17 protein-coding genes and 1 pseudogene are annotated in these 18,163 nt (G+C 52.4%); 11 read left to right on the top strand and 7 right to left on the bottom strand.

Translation table 11 applies throughout. From position 1 onward, the window contains the following. Positions 1 to 13: 13 nt before the first annotated feature. Positions 14 to 2,209 carry a hypothetical protein gene (locus P5704_026055; GenBank protein ID WOF81361.1) on the top strand — a complete coding sequence of 732 codons (2,196 nt, stop codon included), beginning with the start codon at positions 14 to 16 and terminating at the stop codon, positions 2,207 to 2,209. An 11-nt stretch (positions 2,210 to 2,220) separates the two neighbouring features. Then, a complete protein-coding gene (locus tag P5704_026050) occupies positions 2,221 to 2,670 on the top strand; it encodes a hypothetical protein (GenBank protein WOF81360.1) in 450 nt (149 codons plus the stop codon). A 59-nt stretch (positions 2,671 to 2,729) separates the two neighbouring features. Here P5704_026050 and tnpA read toward each other — a convergent pair whose 3' ends face one another. Continuing rightward, on the bottom strand, positions 2,730 to 3,155 hold the full coding sequence (gene tnpA / locus P5704_026045; GenBank protein ID WOF81359.1) for an IS200/IS605 family transposase: 426 nt from the start codon (positions 3,153 to 3,155) through the stop codon (positions 2,730 to 2,732). Positions 3,156 to 3,177: 22 nt separating this feature from the next. Here tnpA and P5704_026040 point away from each other — a divergent pair, with 22 nt between their 5' ends. Continuing rightward, complete coding sequence (locus P5704_026040; protein ID WOF81358.1) at positions 3,178 to 4,515, top strand: transposase; 1,338 nt, start codon at positions 3,178 to 3,180, stop codon at positions 4,513 to 4,515. Between the two features lie 101 nt (positions 4,516 to 4,616). Here P5704_026040 and P5704_026035 read toward each other — a convergent pair whose 3' ends face one another. From P5704_026035 to P5704_026015, 5 genes are all read right to left on the bottom strand, one after another. Beyond that, complete coding sequence (locus P5704_026035; GenBank protein WOF81357.1) at positions 4,617 to 5,021, bottom strand: hypothetical protein; 405 nt, start codon at positions 5,019 to 5,021, stop codon at positions 4,617 to 4,619. Between the two features lie 20 nt (positions 5,022 to 5,041). Then, a complete protein-coding gene (locus tag P5704_026030) occupies positions 5,042 to 5,938 on the bottom strand; it encodes a hypothetical protein (protein ID WOF81356.1) in 897 nt (298 codons plus the stop codon). Next, on the bottom strand, positions 5,931 to 7,808 hold the full coding sequence (locus P5704_026025) for a DNA repair ATPase-like protein (GenBank protein WOF81355.1): 1,878 nt from the start codon (positions 7,806 to 7,808) through the stop codon (positions 5,931 to 5,933). The genes P5704_026030 and P5704_026025 overlap by 8 nt, the downstream gene beginning before the upstream one ends. Before the next feature lie 5 nt (positions 7,809 to 7,813). Next, positions 7,814 to 8,137, bottom strand: a complete 324-nt coding sequence (locus P5704_026020; protein ID WOF81354.1) for a hypothetical protein — start codon at positions 8,135 to 8,137, stop codon at positions 7,814 to 7,816. Positions 8,138 to 8,247: 110 nt separating this feature from the next. Then, complete coding sequence (locus P5704_026015; GenBank protein WOF81353.1) at positions 8,248 to 10,365, bottom strand: UvrD-helicase domain-containing protein; 2,118 nt, start codon at positions 10,363 to 10,365, stop codon at positions 8,248 to 8,250. 160 nt (positions 10,366 to 10,525) lie between these two features. On the opposite strand from P5704_026015, the gene P5704_026010 reads away from it, so the two are divergent. The 6 genes from P5704_026010 to P5704_025985 are packed head-to-tail and all read left to right on the top strand — an operon-like array spanning position 10,526 to position 15,184. Next, positions 10,526 to 10,786, top strand: coding sequence for a hypothetical protein (locus P5704_026010; protein ID WOF81352.1), 261 nt, complete (start codon positions 10,526 to 10,528; stop codon positions 10,784 to 10,786). Continuing rightward, entirely contained in the window at positions 10,786 to 11,265 is a 480-nt protein-coding gene (locus P5704_026005) for a DUF1064 domain-containing protein (GenBank protein ID WOF81351.1), read from the top strand. Before P5704_026010 ends, P5704_026005 begins: the two co-directional genes overlap by 1 nt. Continuing rightward, positions 11,265 to 11,930 carry a lytic transglycosylase domain-containing protein gene (locus P5704_026000; GenBank protein WOF81350.1) on the top strand — a complete coding sequence of 222 codons (666 nt, stop codon included), beginning with the start codon at positions 11,265 to 11,267 and terminating at the stop codon, positions 11,928 to 11,930. Before P5704_026005 ends, P5704_026000 begins: the two co-directional genes overlap by 1 nt. Further along, positions 11,930 to 14,497 carry a DNA topoisomerase gene (locus P5704_025995; protein ID WOF81349.1) on the top strand — a complete coding sequence of 856 codons (2,568 nt, stop codon included), beginning with the start codon at positions 11,930 to 11,932 and terminating at the stop codon, positions 14,495 to 14,497. Before P5704_026000 ends, P5704_025995 begins: the two co-directional genes overlap by 1 nt. A gap of 12 nt (positions 14,498 to 14,509) precedes the next feature. Beyond that, complete coding sequence (locus P5704_025990) at positions 14,510 to 14,899, top strand: hypothetical protein (protein ID WOF81348.1); 390 nt, start codon at positions 14,510 to 14,512, stop codon at positions 14,897 to 14,899. Positions 14,900 to 14,914: 15 nt separating this feature from the next. Continuing rightward, positions 14,915 to 15,184, top strand: coding sequence for a hypothetical protein (locus tag P5704_025985; protein ID WOF81347.1), 270 nt, complete (start codon positions 14,915 to 14,917; stop codon positions 15,182 to 15,184). 99 nt (positions 15,185 to 15,283) lie between these two features. Here P5704_025985 and P5704_025980 read toward each other — a convergent pair whose 3' ends face one another. Next, on the bottom strand, positions 15,284 to 16,114 hold the full coding sequence (locus P5704_025980) for an EAL domain-containing protein (protein WOF81346.1): 831 nt from the start codon (positions 16,112 to 16,114) through the stop codon (positions 15,284 to 15,286). 184 nt (positions 16,115 to 16,298) lie between these two features. Between P5704_025980 and P5704_025975 the strand changes: the two genes are divergently transcribed. Both P5704_025975 and P5704_025970 read left to right on the top strand, forming a co-directional pair. Beyond that, complete coding sequence (locus P5704_025975) at positions 16,299 to 16,805, top strand: hypothetical protein (GenBank protein ID WOF81345.1); 507 nt, start codon at positions 16,299 to 16,301, stop codon at positions 16,803 to 16,805. Positions 16,806 to 17,041: 236 nt separating this feature from the next. Then, positions 17,042 to 18,100: pseudogene (locus P5704_025970) on the top strand (transposase). Positions 18,101 to 18,163 lie beyond the last annotated feature (63 nt).

The following is an 18,163-nucleotide window of genomic DNA, read 5'->3' as shown; positions in this document are numbered from 1 at the left end:
TTAGGAAGTGATTATGGCAAAGAAAATTACAAGCGACTCGGGCTACAACCTATCCCCTTCGTATGACTTGGGCATTAACTTTACCTTCAGAGATATTCTGAAGGGTAACCCAATTCGCGAGCGCTTCTTTCATCAATGGATTGCCAAGTTCGACCAGGAAAATATTCGCGACTTTTACGATTATGATACAGGAAAGGCTTTGGCGCGCAGTCCGCAAGCCCCCACGGAGGTTTACTACGATCAGATTCAGCGCATGGTTTATAGCGCAAATCTTCCACAAGAAATAGAGAACGAGCTGTTTTATCATCTTGACTACCATGTCAACAAAGATGCTGCAACCATCGACTTTTTGAAGGTAAAGGAATTTTTCGCCTTTTGTGGAATCGAGGGTGTCTACGACATTGATAATAAGCGTCATTTTCTCATGGAATACTCCGCACCTTATGTGGTGGATAACCTGCATTTCGAAACATGGTCACAGGACAGAAAAGAAGAGTGCCGCGAGCACATGGCCAGAATGATGGCCGCGCCTGGCGAGGTGCCTGACAATCGAAAGACCATCGAGGAGCTGCGATTCAAGCACAACCTGTTGTGGAAAGATCGGTTCATGGAGTCAGAGGTCTCGGAGCGATTCTTTGAGCTGGTTGACAAGGTGTGCGGCAGCGAAGGTATGAGCCCTGAGGAAACCCAGCGAACTATCGAGCAGGCCAAGCTGAATAACATCACCCTTGATGATAACGATCATGAACTCAAGGCGTTCAATGATGAGTTCGAATCCAGTTTTGAATCGCAGACCATCCTGCAAAAAATAGAAATGCTCAAACAAGATGAGCGTGAGAAATTGGCGATAGCCAAAGAGAAGTACGTAAGTCATGAGTTTCTGAGTGACCCTGCGGCATTTCACGCCTGTGATGAAAACATGGGTTCAAGAGGCATGACGTGGGATATGGAAATGAATCGCCACATGCGTGATGATTCGCATTGGGCAAAGGTTTACATCGGACACGACAGCTTCAAGAGCTGTTCGAACGATGAGCCCACAGAGGATGAGCTCAAGAAAATGCGGCCAAACCTGGTTTCTAAAAAACTGTACAATAAGGCCCGCTTCGCCATGTTGCGTGACGACTTTCTTGCGAACCAGTGGCCGCTGATCCCTGAGCGATTTTGCGCCATTCAGGACTGGATCCTGCGTGACTACTTCATGTCAGGTATCAACCGTGGCGAGCTGGCCCGCATGCGCAGGGAGGATATCCCAATTCTTTTTGCCGAAGCCGTTCGCGATGAAATGAGTGATGGCCTGCTTAAGAAGCTTAACTTTCCAGCCAGAATCGAGCCGCTCAACGATGGGACAGGCAATTACTACCTCGTCCTGAATAATGAAAAGGTTGAGATATTTCATCCTGACGAAGTGCTGCCGATACTCGACAGCATCAAGCAGGCAGCAGTGCAGCAGAAGCCTGACGAGGACATCATTGACTTCAAGCTCCATGCGCCAGCGCTGACGTCTGACCAGCAGATCGCGCAGGCCAAGCACATGGTGGAGTCATCGCGTGACGATGAGCCAACGGAAGACGAAGCACGGCGCGCGAGGGCTCACAGGGCGCGAAGGGAATACAACGAGCATACCGGACAGATAACGCCCCCACTCGGAAGAGACGTGGCAGAAATGGATATCGATGGGCCAGAGCACAGGCGTCGCAATAGACCACGCAACCCGCTGAATGACTTCAATCGCCGGCTCAAGAAAGGCAAGAAGCCAGGTGAACTACCCATTCAGAAAAAGCCAAGACGTGGCGGAGGCGGTGGTGGGATGCCCTCAATCGGATTCTCCTGGCAGGGAGGCGACACCATTTATAATGGGGGTAATGATGCACTTGAAGCCACCAAGCAGGCGCGCGAAGGACTGGACGCAAAACCAGGTAGCTGGAATGACTACAAGAAATCGCTGGACAACCTCGGCGACGAGGTAAGCAATATTGCACAAAACCCAAACAAACCAGGCGCCTCTGAACGACTCAAGGGCATCGGGCGAGAAATGAAAAAAGCCGCAGGCCTGTTCAGGGATTCAATTATGAACAACAAAGCCATTTCCGAGATTGCAAACCAATGCAAGGAGGCAATGGAAAGCATAACCAAAATGGTTTCAGAGCTGCTCAAGATGCTGCAAAACCTCTTTGGCGGTGCAAGCCCAAGCCCAAGCACTCCATAAGTGAGAACAACATGAGAGAAACGTACTACGTGGGTTTTGACCCACAGCTTAAACTCTGGGAGGTGCAACCCATTGCGCCCTCATACCCTGACGATTTCCTGGTCTTCAGGGTTTTTGCTCGCCACGAAAAGGACGCGCTGAACCAGGGATTAAAAGTCTATGCTGACATGATGGAGACACCTTCTGCCGACATGCTTGATTTGTTCAAGCATATTCACCGTCAAGCAAAGGGCGCTCAGCGCTCCGGCGTAAACATGGTGGCGGTTGATGTTCCCATCAAGCAGCTCGTCAACGCCGAAAGGCTGGTGGATAAAGGATTTTTTATGCGAGGTTATGAAAGTCAGTTATTGGTCGATACCCGGCATGCTGGCTGGAAGTGCCTTGAGATGCACCTTGGAAGGAGCCAGCAAACGCGCGCACAACCTCAACAGGAAGGCCATGCGATGGCGATGGGATTTTGATCAAGATTTTAGCGCCGCATACTACGTTTCATGCGCAGCATGATACGCTAGTCTAGGCGCTATCCGAGCTTGCGAGGATCATCTTGGTTTTCGATGTACTTCAGCAAGGTTTCGATATTGGCTCTGCCGCCGACACTGATTAACGCGTAGGCGTGATTCCAGAAATAGGGCTTCCAATAATAGGGCGCTAGCTCTTCCGCAAACTCCTGCCGCATTTTGCGTGCCGTCACCGATTTCAGGTTCTTCACCAGGTCTGACAATTTGGTGGTCGGCGCTGTTTCGAACAGTAGGTGTACGTGGTCACCTTCACCACCAAATTCCACCAGGCGACCATCCCATTTGACCAGCAGGTCGCCAAATAACTCCTCCATGCGCATTAGCATGGCTGAGTTCAGGCACTTGTGCCGATACTTCATTACCAACACCAAATGGTAATAGAGCCTGTAAGCACTGTGATTGACGGTTTTAAGGCTTGAAATCTCCACGCACTCCACCCATAATTCAACTATGGCAAAGGCAATTATACGCACGGATAAGTGGCCGCTTCAAGCCACCGCCGAACAGCAGAGATTGGCGCAGCTCACGGTCAATGAGTACCGTGCTTATTGCCGCGCCCTGTGCATTGTCATCCTCAACAACTGGCCCAAGTTGGCCAATGAGCCTGCGTTCATGCCTGCCGTTGAGCGGCTGATGCATCCGACCACGAAAAACCCTCAGCCCAAGCATCAGTATTTCAATAATCGCTTTTACAAATTCCCATCTTATCTGCGTCGTGCTGCCATTAATTTTGCGTATGGCCAGGTCTCGTCGTACATGAGCCGCTATAGCGATTGGCTCGATGGTAAGCGTAAGCATGCACACGCCAAGCCGCCTGTATTCAACCCCGTTTCTGGCTGTTATCCAGCGTTGTACCGAGGTCAGCTGTACAAGCTCGACGACACGTTCAAAACTGCCTCACTCAAGCTGTGGGATGGTAAAGAGTGGTTGTGGCACCAGATCCCTATTAAAGCAACGCGTCAGCGCCATACCCAGGGTGAATTAAAATCCCCTTCGCTGATCATCGGGAAATCGATTCATCTCTCGGTGCCAGTGTCGTTGACACCGGCACGTCTGACCAACCGTCAACGGGTATTGGCGGTGGATATCGGCATCAACACCCTGGCAACGGCCAGCGTGGTGACTTCATCCGGCACTGTGACTGCGCGTGGATTTTTCCACCCCGCAGCCGACATAGACCGGCGTAACCAACGGGCGAATACCATTCGCCAAAAAGCGCGTAAAACCGCTGTACTGAGCAAGGGATTCTGCAAAGGCCATTACCGTAAGGCCCGGCATATTAACGAGCAGATCGCGCAGCTGACTTCCCGTCAGCTGGTCGACTTTGCCCGTGAACACCAGGCTGACACGATAGTGCTGGAGCACTTGAAAGGCTGGCGCCCGCAAGGCGGGCGCAAGCGTTCAGCGCTGAAGCAAAAGTTCCATCAATGGCTGCACCGCAGGCTCGCCAACCTGATCGAGATGAAGTTTGTCGAGATGGGCGGGAAAGTGGTGTACATGTATGCCAGAGGAACGTCTTCCTGGGCCTATGACGGATCTGGAAAACTCAAGCGCGATCCTAAACAGTACGAACTGGCAACCTTCAGCACAGGCAAGAAATACAACTGTGATCTGAATGCCAGTTACAACATTGCGGCCCGATACTGGGCCATGGTGTTAAAACTGACTCACCGAAAGGATGAGCAGGCTGCGAAAGGCCAAAGTTCCTGCGCAGCACCGAGAATACCGGTGACGCTCTCGACCCTCTGGGGAACGAAGAGCAGATACCCCTTATCATGCGCAGCATGATGAGTGGGAGTATTCATCGACCCACTCGCCAACACGTCATCAGCTTAAGACAAGCCGCCCGCAAGCGGGCGAATTTGACGATTTTTTGCGAAGGCACCCGCCTAGTCGCTCATTAGATCGAATATGAGCGGCTCGCCCGATATCCACTGCGAAAACTCGATGGAGCGATCAGGCGCGCATGCCCAGACCTTCTTGTGCCCAATCCACACCGCGCCTCTCGCCGATGCCTCAGCGCGCTGCTCATATGGCACTTCCAAGGCTACCAGGTGATAGTCAACCAATAGCTCGGGCAACGTGTCCAGCAATTCAATCCCAGGGGCCCTGTCACTGACAAACGCAACAACGCCATCCGGTGATACCAGTGCTCGGCGATAGCTTCCTGCCCCACCTGCCGTACCAAAGCCAGGAACTAATTTCCTCCACACCCATCCCGCCTTGATTTTGGCTGGAACCTGCTTTGGAGAGAGCCTTTTGGCCGTCATAAATTCCGCGCTCAAGTAGTGCATGGTTTCACCTCGACATCGATTCATGCTGCAACTTCGTTTGCGAGTGACAGAAGAGTTTCCTCAATCCAGCTGTCAGACTCCAGCTCCTTGCAGACGTCTCCAATCAATGCAACAAGGCTGCCCTTACCCTCTTCCTCCAGAGCCTCTTCGGTTGAAGCACGTAATTTGTCTACAAACAGGCTATCGCGGTTGAGCTCGATATTCTTGACCAGCGCATTGTTTGCGCTATCAGAGAAAACGATAGGGGTGATTTCAAGCTGGTGTTGCTGAACACCATCCACCGTCAAGGAAAACACGCAAACAGTCTGCCCCTCTTCTGCGTTTGAAAGGCGCAGCAGGCGCCCTGCTTCGATCCGGCTACCTTTTGCATCACCTTCAATGGTCGGAAGACCCGAGCTCGTCTCGATGGACAGACCCAACTCAGGAATCACCATTTTCGGCTTGCTGCCAGGCTCCAATCGAACATGACCGCCCCACGAGGTGTTGGCCTCAAGCGTCAGGTTGATCCAGGCCCCTTCATGGGCAATCGGAATCTGGAATCTCTTGGCTGAGAACCCTGCGACAGAAGCCACCCCCGAGGCTTGAAGAATGGCGGCCAAATGGCCCTGGTTGCGCTCTGCCCATCGAGCATTGCGAGGCAGAAGCACTGCTCGCTTGCCCTTGAGTAGCTGGATCAGCGGAAGTAGCTGACCAATGTCACGCGCGTCATGCAGCACATCACCAACGATAAGCGGCATCCATTGATTGGACTCAGCAAGCGCCAATGCACTTTCGAGCTTGGCAAGGCCTGCCTGCCAGACGTCATCAACACGCCCAACACGCTTGTGGGGGCCTAAAAGAGGATCCCCGATTACCAGGATACCCTTGAAGCCGCTGACGACCTGCAAATCGACATTCTGGGGGCTGAATTCAATCATGGTTGTGACCTTCCAGTGGTTTTTCGCAGGTGGGGCAAATGCCACCCATTTTGGTAAAGAGGACTGACTTGGCCGAGGCGACTTTTTCTGCCGTCAGCTTGCAGATGCCAAGCTGATCAACCAACTCCTTGCGCCGGGTGGTTTTTGACTCAAGACTCGCCAGGGTGGCAACCATTTCAGCAGATGCCTTAAGCTCAATGACTGGGGCCTTCTCAAGTGTTTTGAGGCCCTTCATCATTTCCGAAATCTTGCTTAGGCTGCCAAGGCGGATCCCAATTGACTTCACGCCTTCCACATCCTTGAGCGTTGGCGCATCAACAGCCTTCGGGATGCCTGCAAGTTCGGCCAGAATATCCCTGCGCGCACTTGCTGACTGCAAGTCGACAATGGTCTTTCTCATCTCTGGTGTGGCCTTGAGCGCTACGTCAGCGGGCGCTTGCGCCTTGAGATCGCCCATCAGTGTCTTCATGTCTTCGGAGATCGACACCAGGCTTTCGATACGCTGAATGCTCTGTTGCAGCTTCGCATGATCAGCCACCATCGCACGGATGCCCACCATCCCTTCATGCAGACCATCCAGATCCATCGGCTCATCGAGGACGGGCGCCAGGATGGCCAGCGTGTTCTTGACCTGATTGAGCTCTTTTTGCAGCCGGGTGAAATCCTGTCGGGCGGAAGCGAGCTTGCTGTTAAACAGCTGAATCATGCGCTGAACATCCCTGGACTCTCGACCAAGCGGCAACATTTCAGCCCGCTTGATGGAGGTGTACTCGGTCTCGGACAGCAGGTAATGCGGGTGTTTCTGATCGTGAACATGAATGCTCTCGCCGCTCACCAGCGGCATCGAAAGATACATATCCAGCCACTCAGGCACGCCAGTACCTGAGTCAGAGGTTTCGATCTCCTGACCCTGCGCATCCTTGAGCACCATACGGGTTCGCTTAGAGCCCTTGCGCTGATAATCCCAGCTCAGGCTCATACCCTCTTCCAGGCCAATCTCGACATTGAAGAAGGGGCGGTTATGGCGGATTCGGCGCTCCTCTCCATTGTTTTCAAGAAGATCCGCTACAGCCTGAATCACCTTGCTCTTGCCAAGGTCTACGTCACCCGTGATGACGTTCAGGCCGGGAGAAAGCTCAACGAGCAGGTTTTCATGGGGGCCGTAATCACGAAGTCGGATATAACGGAAGGCACTCATTGACTCGATAGCCTTGTCTTCATCGCTTTCTTCGTGAAGCACGCGCGAATGGGTCTTGCCAGACTCTCGATAGATATCGATCACGCGCCCGTAACCCACGAAATTGGTGGCAGAGTGATGACTGATGTACAGAACCTGAATACCCATTTTTACTGCCAGCTGACGCATCACAGCTGCGAAGGCAGGGATGTACTCACTCTTGAGATGGCAGTCGGCCTCATCAAGCAGGAGGATGCGACGATTGGGATGCCGAGCCAGAACGATGAAGCGAAGCCCCATGGCAACGATATTGGCAATCGAGCCACCCTTGTCCTTGATGATGTTCTCAAGCTCACCATTGCAGAGGATGTCAAAATCGAGATTGGCACGGTTGTTTTTGAGCGTGCTGGTTAATACAACCTGATCTTTTTTACCCGGAATGACTTCCTGGATCAGATTGGTCAAAAGGTTCTCGAAAAGACCTTTGTTCTTTTCCTGAGCCTTGATCTGAAGACGATTCAAGGCGGCGAGCATGTCATCCTTGCGCAGCAGGAATCGCTCGGTATCTGACATTTCGACAGCAATTCGAGCTAAGTCCTGCTGAGCAATCCGGGCACTTTCCTGCATGCCCACTTCCGCCTGTTCGAGCCTTCTGACAGACAGGGCAAGGTCTTCGAGATTCATGGCGCTCATGGGATTCAAGCCTTTTGTGTCTGGCCAGCACGATGGGCAGCAAGGCGCCGCTGAATGTCTTCAAGCATGGCCGCTCGGCGGGTTACTACATCAGCGAACACAGAAACTGCCTGCTTGTCCTGTTCGACGTACTGCTGATAAAGGCCGCGAAGCTTACCAAGATCGGCTGTCTCGAATTTGCCGATAGCCTCTGCCTGGGCCGCTGCGAGCTCACGCTCGATACTGTCCTGCTCGGCAAGCAAGCGGATCTCGGCCTCTCGGTTTGTTTTCTCCTGCTCGCGCAGTTTGGAAAGCTGAGTGGTCAGGTCACTTGCGGCGGCTTGGGTCATGTGGATATCCTCATGTCAGCGGGATCGCCTAAAGGCTCCTTTCAAGCCTTTAGGGAATTCGTTTATTGACAATGAGTATAGCTGGATTTGACAAGCTTGTCAATTATGCGCTATCGGGAAGGGCCGTCACGATAAGGTGTTTTGGCCTTATAGATCAAGATGTCCTGGTTCAACGCCCTGCTGAGTTCACCAAGATACGGAGATGGCGTGGTAACCATTTTCTGACCATACTTGACCTTGGTTTTGGCAAATGTGATCACCAGCTTTTCCATGGCGCGCGTCATTCCCACATAGAAAATCCGGCGCTCTTCTTCCTTCTCGTCGAAATCTTCGCAATTCTCGCCGGGTGTGGTATCCATATCCATGCCGGGCATGTAGACATGCTTGAACTCCATCCCCTTGGATGCGTGAATGGTCATCATCTTGACCATGCTCGACTTCTCGCGCGCCTGGCTGCTGTTGTCGATCATCATGCTGAGTTCATCAATGATGTCCTCAGCCTTCCTGCCCTCTTTGAGGTCGGTAAAGAATCGATCCAACAGGAAGTTAACGTTTTGCATGCGAGAGGACATGGCCTCGTCAATCGCCGCCCCCTCGTCCTTTTCAGCGTCGCGCTTGACGCTGGATGACATATAAGCCTTCCAAAGCCGCTCGATGGAGTCACGAATGTACTGATGATCTTCGTTGTAGGCGACCAATCGCCTGATTGACTGCATGGCGCCCAGCAAAGGCTTGAGCTTTAGCGCAACTGCCGTAGGCTCATTGCCCTTGAGGCATTTTTCAGACATCTCCTTGAGGAAGGCGTGGGCCGTTTGACCTTTGGCCATGGCCTTCTTCGCGCTCTTGTCAGACACGCCAAAGCTCGTGTTTTTAAGCACGCGCAATACAGCCATCGAATCCCATGGACGAAACAGCATGCGCAAAAAAGCGATGGTGTTCTTCACTTCGCGTCGCTGATAAAAGCCCACGTCACCCACAACCTGATAGGTGATGCCGCTGCTGACCAGTTCACGCTCAATAAGGCTTTTCTGGACACGGGAGCGATACAGGATGGCCATGTCCTCACCCGGCACGCCTTGCGCCATTTCCTTTCTGATTGAGGCCGCAATGGTCTTGGCCTCCTGGATGTCACTTTCAAACTGAACCAGCGCCACAGGCTTGTCGGCTGCGTTGTTGTTCAGGCCTTTTTTGAGCATGCCCTCAGAGACCTTCTGGCTCATCTGGCCCGCAACACAATTTGCTGCATTCAAGATGCTGAGTGTCGACCGATAGTTCAGGCCCATCTCGACGATCTTGGCCTTGGGGTAGCGCTTGTTGAACCCGAGGATGACTTTGACATCTGCGCCACGGAAGCGATAAATCGATTGCTTTTCATCACCCACGACAAAGATGTTTTGGTGGTGTCTGGCAATGCTGTCCATGATTTTCATCTGAACAGGGTTGGTGTCCTGGTATTCATCAAGCATCAGGTAGCGATACCGCTCAGCAAGCTCTTTGGCTGCATCTGGCGCCGCCTCAAGAAAGCGGGAGGCAACGACGAGGATGTCATCAAAGTCGATACCATTTGATTCACGGCAAAGGCGTGTGTAGATCTGCCATACATCGTGGGTCAGGCGAAAAAGGATGTCTGCCTTGTCCCCAAAGCCAATCTTTTCACGGGCAAATTCTTCAGGGCCCTGTCCCAGAGCACGAGCCGATGCCATCAGTGCCTCGATCTCCTTATCCCAGCTTTTCTCCTTGATCATGGCCTGCTCATCCTTACCGAGCAGCTTAATAGCCTCTTTGAAAAGCTCGCTGGAGTCTGAGTCATCAAGGATCGCGCACTCCTCCATGTTCAGGCCGATTTTCTCCATGTAAGGATGGCTTGCATTGCCCTTGAGAATGATGCGGAAGATGATGGAGTGAAAGGTGCCTGCGGAGATGTATTGAGCATTATTGCCCACCATCGCCTCCAGACGCGTCTTGATCTCTTCAGCCCCTTTGTTGGTGAAGGTGACAAGCATGATGCTTGTGGCTGGAACGCCCTTGACCAAGAGGTGCGCGGTTCGATGGATCAGGGTCTTGGTTTTGCCTGCTCCGGCGCCAGCAATCGCGGCCACAGGCCCCTCAAGCTGCATGGCAGCTTCGCGCTGTCCGGGGTTAAGCGGACTCATCAATAGATCGATGCGTTCCTGAACGGTAGGTAAGGCCGACAGGCTTTCTAATGTGATGGCTTGATTCTGACTCATGGGGCGTCCCTGATCGTGATTGTTCTATTGTGAGGCCTTTACGTCACATATTTCAATAGGCTAATATTGACAGATGCATTTCGCAGTGGCAGATTGTGCGCACCTTGGCACCAGCGGCCACTATCACCATCAATCAATCTATAGAATCAAAGGATTTACCATGGCAGACGAAGCCGACCTGGCAGATGAATTCCAGGAGCGTTTTATTGCAGACAGCCTCCAGCGTCACCGCACAGAGCAAAGCTCTGTTTTGAAGGCAACGGGAAAGTGTCTTTTTTGCGAAGAGCCGCTAGAGACCGGTCATCGCTGGTGCGACACCTACTGTCGCGACGACTGGCAGCGCGAAGAAGATGCAAAGCGCAGGCGACTGGGCAAGGCACCAATTGAAATGCCAGCCATGTTCGAAGGCGAAGACGCCTGATGTCCGCCCTTCGCTTTCCTCACCTGAGGCTGCCAGAAGGCAAAACCTCACTGTCTCTCGATGAGTTCAGGCAGCTCCAGGAAGACAGCAAGTCAGGCGCGAAGGGCGAAGGCAAAAAACAAGGACGGCCAAGCAAATTCAATGCAATTGCCATCCAGACCGAGCATGGTCGTTTCGATTCGAAAATGGAATATCAGCGATTCTTGCAGCTTCAGCTCCTGGAGCGAGCAGGCAAGATCAGCAATCTGAAAAAGCAGGTCAGTTACCCGCTTATCGCTGGTGATACGCTGGTATGCACCTATATCGCTGACTTCGTTTACGAAGAAAACGGGAAGCTGGTAGTAGAGGATTCAAAAGGATTCAAGACAAAGGAATACCAGCTCAAGAAAAAGCTGATGAAAAAACTGCTCGATATCGACATCTTCGAGACAGGTCATCGCCAGAATAATAAAAAACGCGCCCAGCGAAGGAGCTCGTAATGCCTTATACCGAAGTGCCCGTCGACATGACGACACTCAATCAATGCGTCTCCCAGGCCTCACAGGTGCACGGGATTCACCCGATCTTCATCAAGACATTGATCGCTGTTGAGGGTGGCCAGATTGGCACCAACATGCGCAACACCAATAACACCTATGACATGGGTGTCATGCAGATCAACACCGTTAACTTCAAGGCGATAAGCAAGAAGTTCGGTTACAGCATGCGGGATCTGATCGTAGACCCCTGCAAAAACATAATGGCTGGGACATGGCTGCTGTGGCAGAGAATGCAGGAAACCCCCAAAAAGCTGTGGGTTGCTGTCGGCAACTACCACTCGAAAACACCCGCCAAACGGCACAATTATCTTTCTAAAGTTGAGAAGGCCTATTCGGGCCTAATGCCTGTTTATGGCAAGCCGGGCGAAGCAAAGGCCATTGGGCGCACCACCAACTGGGGGAAGGCAGTACCACTCATGGCCGCAAATGAGCAGCAGTTCCCCTCCATCAAGGAGCTTGAAGCGCTGGTCGCCGATGGCAGGATGGAGGGATCGGCCAAAAGATCAAACCAGGCACAAGCGAGCGGGAAGGTCAGGCGACCGCAGGCCAAACCAAATGTAGTGACAATTAATAGCAAACGAAAAGTTTTGAGGTTTATCGACTGATGAAAGGCCGTGTAATTATTACTGAGAAAAAAGACGTCGCCGATGCCATGGCAAAAGCGATGAAATGGCGCGCAGGACAAGGCGGCTACGAAGGCACTTTCGAAGGCGCGCCGGTTAAGGTCGTATGGGCACGAGGTCACCTGCTGACCATGCAAAGCCCTGAAGAGATTGACCCGACGCTTGGGTGGAATGATCCTGAGCGACTAGCCCCAATTCCCCGCGCCGTGAAGATGAAGATCATCGAAGAGCCAGGCGTTGAGGAATTTAGAAGCATCAAGGGCCGTATGAACGTCATCAAGGCGGCACTTGCCAATGCTGACGAAGTCATTCTGGCAACCGACTCGGATCGCGAAGGTGAATACATTGGCTGGTCGATTCTTGAATACTTCAATTGGCGCAAGCCCGTCCGACGCTGCTGGCTAGCATCCGGCATGGACGAGACGTCCATGACTCAGGCCATGAAGTCCTTGTTGCCAGCATCTGACAAGAAATCGCTGGCTCGCGCAGCAGAAGCCCGTGCACGGTGTGATTGGGCGTACATGTACATTGTTCGCCTGCTTACATTCTACGGTCGTCGTGGCCTGCTCGGCTCCCACCTTGGCACTGGCGCTGGACGCGAGTCTGTTGTTTCAATTGGACGGGTTCAGTCTGCTGCGCTCTACATGATCTTCAAGCGCGAAATGGAGATCAGGCACTTCGTGCCGAAGACCTTCTACAAGATCAACGCAGAATTTCTGGCTGCCAGCGTGCTCCTTAATGCCGAGTATCGCCCTAAGGTCACGCGTGAAATCATCGAACGCATGCCAGAAGGCGTTACCTGGGAGCCACAGGGTCTTGAAGGCGAAGGCAAGATGGACAAGCCATTGTTCACAGGCGTTGAGCAGGTCAAGGCATTTCGCAAGCGTCTGCTGGATAACGCAGCCGCTGCGGTCGTGGAAGAATACTCCGAGGGCACCAAGGAGCAACATCCGCCGATTACGTTTGATCTGGTGGCCGCCAAGTCAGCCCTTTCTGGCGCTTGCAAGATCAATGGTGATGTCGCGCAGGTTGTCATCGAAGACCTGTACGAGCAGGGCTTTATTTCGTATCCGCGTACTGCGCACGGGGAACTGCCCATGAACATGTATGCTCCAGCAGAGCGAGATTCGCGACTACGCTGCGTGGCAGGGCTGCCTGGACTAACAGCGGCGGCGAACAAGGCGCTCGCGATTCACAATGGCAAAGACGCCGATTACAAGCCCTTCAAGCCAAAAGTCTTTGTTAACAAAAAACTGGAACACTTTGGCCTGATTCCGTCTCAGAAGACTGTCAACGCGAGCGTGCTTGCCGGTATGTCGCCTAAAAAGCGCGTCAACAACAAGACGCCTCATACCGCTGAGCATATGCGTGTCGCCTATCAGTTGATCGCTGAGCGATTCGTACAGGCCATGCTGCCACCGGTCAAACTGGCTACCCAGAAAATCACGTTCCGAGTGCCAACGCAGGATATGCTTGGTCATGACTCCTCGATCTTCGTGGCCAATGCCGAGCGCACTGTGGATCCTGGCTGGAAAGCCATCATGAATGCTGGTGGTGACAAGGCCAATGAGCTCCCAAGAATCAAGAACGGAACTCCCGCTCCACTCCAGAAAGTTACAATGGATGAAGGGCAAACCAAGGCCCCGAGTCGCTACAGCGAAAAGAACTTCGAGCGCGCCATGCAGAGTGCAGCGCGTGAAGTGAACGATCCTGAGCTGCGCAAGTATCTGGCTGATGGCACCAACAAGCCTGAGGGTATTGGTACGCCCGCTACACGTAAGGACATCATTCCGACACTGAAGGTGCGAAACTACATTCGTGCCGACAAGAGCAACACCTTCTTCCTTGAGGCCAAAGGTGAAGAGCTCATCAATTACCTGATGAAAAACGGCCACCACCAAATGTACCGAATTGAAACCACGGCGCAATGGGAGGGCAAGCTCTCGGATATGACTGAACTTGAGGATGATTTCAAAGCCAGCAAAATGCGTGACGAGTTTATTGAAGAGACCTTGTGCGACATCGAGCGATTCATCCGTGAGGTAAACGATACGTATCGAGGCCAGGAGTCCAAGGCCGTTAATCGCGCACCTTCAGCTGTCACACCCCGCATGAAGGAAGTGATCAAGAACATAGCAACCCGCAAGGGCATCAAGCCCCCACCCGGAACGCTGACCGATCCGGCCAAGGCCCAGGCATTTCTAAACGAGCATATCCCAAAGAAGGATGCGTCAGAAGGCGCGACCAGCTCAGGATCAAGTGGTTCGAGCTTCGCTCCAAGCGAAGCGCAGTTGAACCTGCTCAATAAAATTGAGCAGGCAGCAGGCGTCAAAGCCACACAGGAAGAGCGAAATGATCGAGCAAAACTATCGGCATTCATTGATAAGCATAAGGGCGCGATGAGTGCCCAGCCGCCAAGCGAGAAGATGCTGAAATGGGCCAAGGACATTGCGGCAAAGCTGCCTGAGGACAAAAAGCCAAAGCCTGAGGTTTTTACCCGCATGGATGCGTGCCGCAAGTTCATTGACCAGCACGTCAAGAAAAAGTAAGAGCGACCAGGCATGAAGATCGAAGTGGCGAAGCAGTTCAGCATCGAAATCGCCCGCCTAAACCCGGATAAGATCTTTGTGTTTGGTGATGATCTCGTGCACCAGGGTACAGGCGGTAGCGCCTGTATCCGGCATGAGCCCAATGCCTTTGGAATTCCGATCAGGCGATATCCGCATCTGCGCAACGATGCCTTTTTTGCAGATCGACCAGATGAAGACTCAATGATGACAGAGGCCTTGAGGGCATTGTTTTTACTGGGCAAGCATCATGTGCTGGTTTTCCCTGAGGATGGCATCTGCCCTGCAAGCGCAAAAATGAAACAAAAAAGCCCAAGGCTATACGCGAAACTCATACACATACTGTCCAGTCATTTTGGTGTTGAAGTTCAGCCGCACCAGTGAGGAGCCCTTCTTGTCATGAGCAAGAATCGCCGCGATCAGTTTTCTTACCTTCTTGCCAGTGATGCGCCACCGAAGACAGCCAGTCTGCTGGCGAAGGTGTACATGGATATTCAGCTTATCGGATTGCAGCCAACGATCAGCATGGCGAACACCCAGCATTCGATGACGCTTGGCTATGTCACTGCGATGCATGATGCCGGATTGATCGACGTGGATACATGGCGAGGGTTGTTGGCCGAAATCGTCGAGGCAAGCGAAGCGCGCAGGCGCGCCGAGTATGCGTAACTGGAATCTGGTTAGACGGCTCCAGGGCGATTGCTGTAGCGAGACCTGGGATCAGTAACGTCGGGTTGACCAGCAAAGCCGCTTCTGGCCAGGCAGCGATTAAATCCCAATGGCCAGCACGTTGGCTCTCACCTGGGCGGGTGATGATGCAGCAGTAATTGCCTGCTGAAGTTCGTTGCGGAAATTCCTGCTCACATCGAGTGAGCTTGAGGCTTTAGCAAAGAGCCATCCCTGCCCATGTTCAACACCAACATCTCGAAGCCAGCCATACTGCTTGGGATTGTCCACATGCTCAGCGACCACCTGCATGGCGAAAAGATCACAGAGTTTTGCAGTCTTTTCAATCATGGAGCGTGCCTGTTGACTGCTTTCAATCATGGTCGTCAGTCGTGCCGATAGCTTTACATAGTCGAGCTCTAATTGCTCGGCAACCCTGAATCTTGCATGACCAGTACCGAAATCATCCTGCCCAACACTGCAACCTGACTTCTTGGCCATTTCGACGAAGCGATGGGCCAGGCGCATGTCCGAAATTGGCTGTGACTCTGTAATTTCAAAACCAATCTTGGTGTCGCTGGATTTGTGCCTGAGAAGCCAGTCAACCTCTTCATGAAAAAGGGGATCGCAAATACTGCTAGCAGATACGTTGATTGCAATGGTTGGTTTTTCATCAAGCTCGGCGACGTTATTTATCGCGCTTCTGATGGCCCATAGATCAAGCTCTGTAATCTCACCCGCCCGCTCCATGTTTCTGATGAGCGACTCGGTGTCATTGGAAAAGCCAAGTGGCCTCAACAGTGCCTCGTAACGAATGAGGTCAAGCGTCTGCATGTCCACAATGGGCTGATAGTGCTGCCTGAATTTTTTATTGAATATATTTCTCAGGCTCTCCATAGGAGCCCCCTTGTGCCTGTAGACTGCTTTTTTCATTACAGCACAATTGACAACGAAAAGTGAACTCGAAATACGCTTATTAGTGACAAGATTCATGAAAAAACGCGAGCACTTAGGTGTTTTCTGTCAATTTAGACTCACGATTTACTGGAAAGCCTTTACTGCCTGTGGATAAGCGTTATAATAATCAACGATTATTCAAGACTGTACGAGAAATGCCATGCAGCAAAAAACAATCAGCGGGTTTAAGCTGCTCTCTGAAGACGAGCTTGAGGCTGCGCATAGGCTCAGGAAGCGCCATAACGTTCGAGTGATTTCAGCCGCTGCCCTTTCATTGCTCGGCATTGTCTTCCTTGTCATGACATCCTTTCCATTGATTCTAAATCAGGCTATGCCAATCTTTTGGGTCAATGAGGCCGATCAGCTCGGGCTTACAGAAAGCCTTCGCGAAATTGGGCTTCGCCTGCTTGCCAATGGCCGCATTGAAACGCTTCCACCCGCTTTTTCATGGGTCATGGGCAGCATCGCAGGGGTGCTGTTTTGGCTCTCCCATCTCTTTTACATCAATCGGCATGAGGCCAAATGGTACGGCACTGCATTTAGCCTTTCGTACTGGACAACCTTTTACCCCGTGAAAAACGGCGTCAAGGTTCATCGTGTCCAGTCAAAAATCAAAAACAAGGCGCCAGAAAAGCGGTTTGTATTCAAAGATCCATCTCAGACATGAGGGTTGTTTTACGACGCCGTCCATCCATTTTCTTAAGAATGAATCTGTCACCAACCACCTCATAAACCTTTTTCAGCGTTTCGCCGCTGTCTTTCTTGTTATGCATGATCAGCCCAATTTGCTTTTCGTTATCAAGCGGGTCGTAAAACCCCGCCGTTCAGGGTGGGGATATAAGACCCCATCGCGAAGCGATCTTTGCCCTTTAAAACCGTCAGGACTGCTCTCATAGTTAGGGTATGAAAATCATCAAGACACTCCGCGTCCGAATCAAGGACAAGCACGCGCCCGCACTTAAGCGAATGGCGTCGAGTGTCAATTTCGTCTGGAATTACATCAACGACCTCAGCGCGAGATCGATCCGAGAAAGAGGCGTATTCCTCTCCGAGTTCGACCTCCACCCTTATACCAAAGGCGCTGGGAAGCTTCTCGGCCTGCACAGCCAGACGCTTCAGGTGGTCGCCAAGGAGTACGTCACTCGCCGCAAGCAATTTAAAAAGTACAAATTGAACTGGCGCAAAAGCGTGGGCGCTAAGCGATCTCTCGGATGGATTCCGTTCAATACAGGCGCCGCCACCTGGAAAAACGGTCAGGTCTATCACAACGGACAATTTTTCAAGGTCTGGGACAGCTATGGTCTGGTCGACTACACATTTCTCGCAGGCAGCTTCAGCGAGGACGCCAGAGGGCGCTGGTATTTTAATGTCGCGGTAGAGGTCAAGCAGGTCAGGCCTTGAGGTGCAGGCAAGGTCGGTATTGACCTGGGCCTCAAGACCACGGCTACGTGCAGCGACACGAGCAAGCTTGAGGCTGGCAGGTTCTATCGCGACTTACTGCCAAAGCCGAAAATCGCTCAGCGTTCAGGCAACAAGACGCGCACCCGCGCACTGCATGCCAAGATCAGGAATCGAAGAAAGGATTCGCTACACAAATTCACCACCGAGCTCGTAAAAGTCAATCAGCTTATCGTGGTGGGTAACGTCAGTTCGAAAAAACTCGTCAAGACCAAGATGGCCCTATCCGTACTCGATGCGGGATGGGGTCAGTTGAAAACATTGCTGGAATACAAATGCGCTTACGCAGGCGGTGTTTTCAGGGTCGCAAACGAAGCCTACACCTCCCAAACCTGTTCGTGCTGTGGTGCCTTACCCAGCACGAGGCCGAAAGGTATCGCAGGGCTTGGAATAAGAGAATGGACATGTGTGTGTGGTGTCACGCACGACCGCGATATCAACGCGGCCAGGAACGTTCTCGCGCTCGGGCATGAGCGTCCCGCTGGGGGAATCCCCGCTCTTTAGGGCGGGGAGGATGTCAAGGAAACAAGATCTTTGGCAATGTCTACTGCTAGTGGCTTATCGTTC

The sequence above is a fragment of the Pseudomonas sp. FeN3W genome, from assembly GCA_030263805.2.
GTDB lineage: Bacteria > Pseudomonadota > Gammaproteobacteria > Pseudomonadales > Pseudomonadaceae > Stutzerimonas > Stutzerimonas stutzeri_G.
Note: the sequence above shows the minus strand (reverse complement) of the source record. Positions and strands in the feature narration are given on the sequence as shown.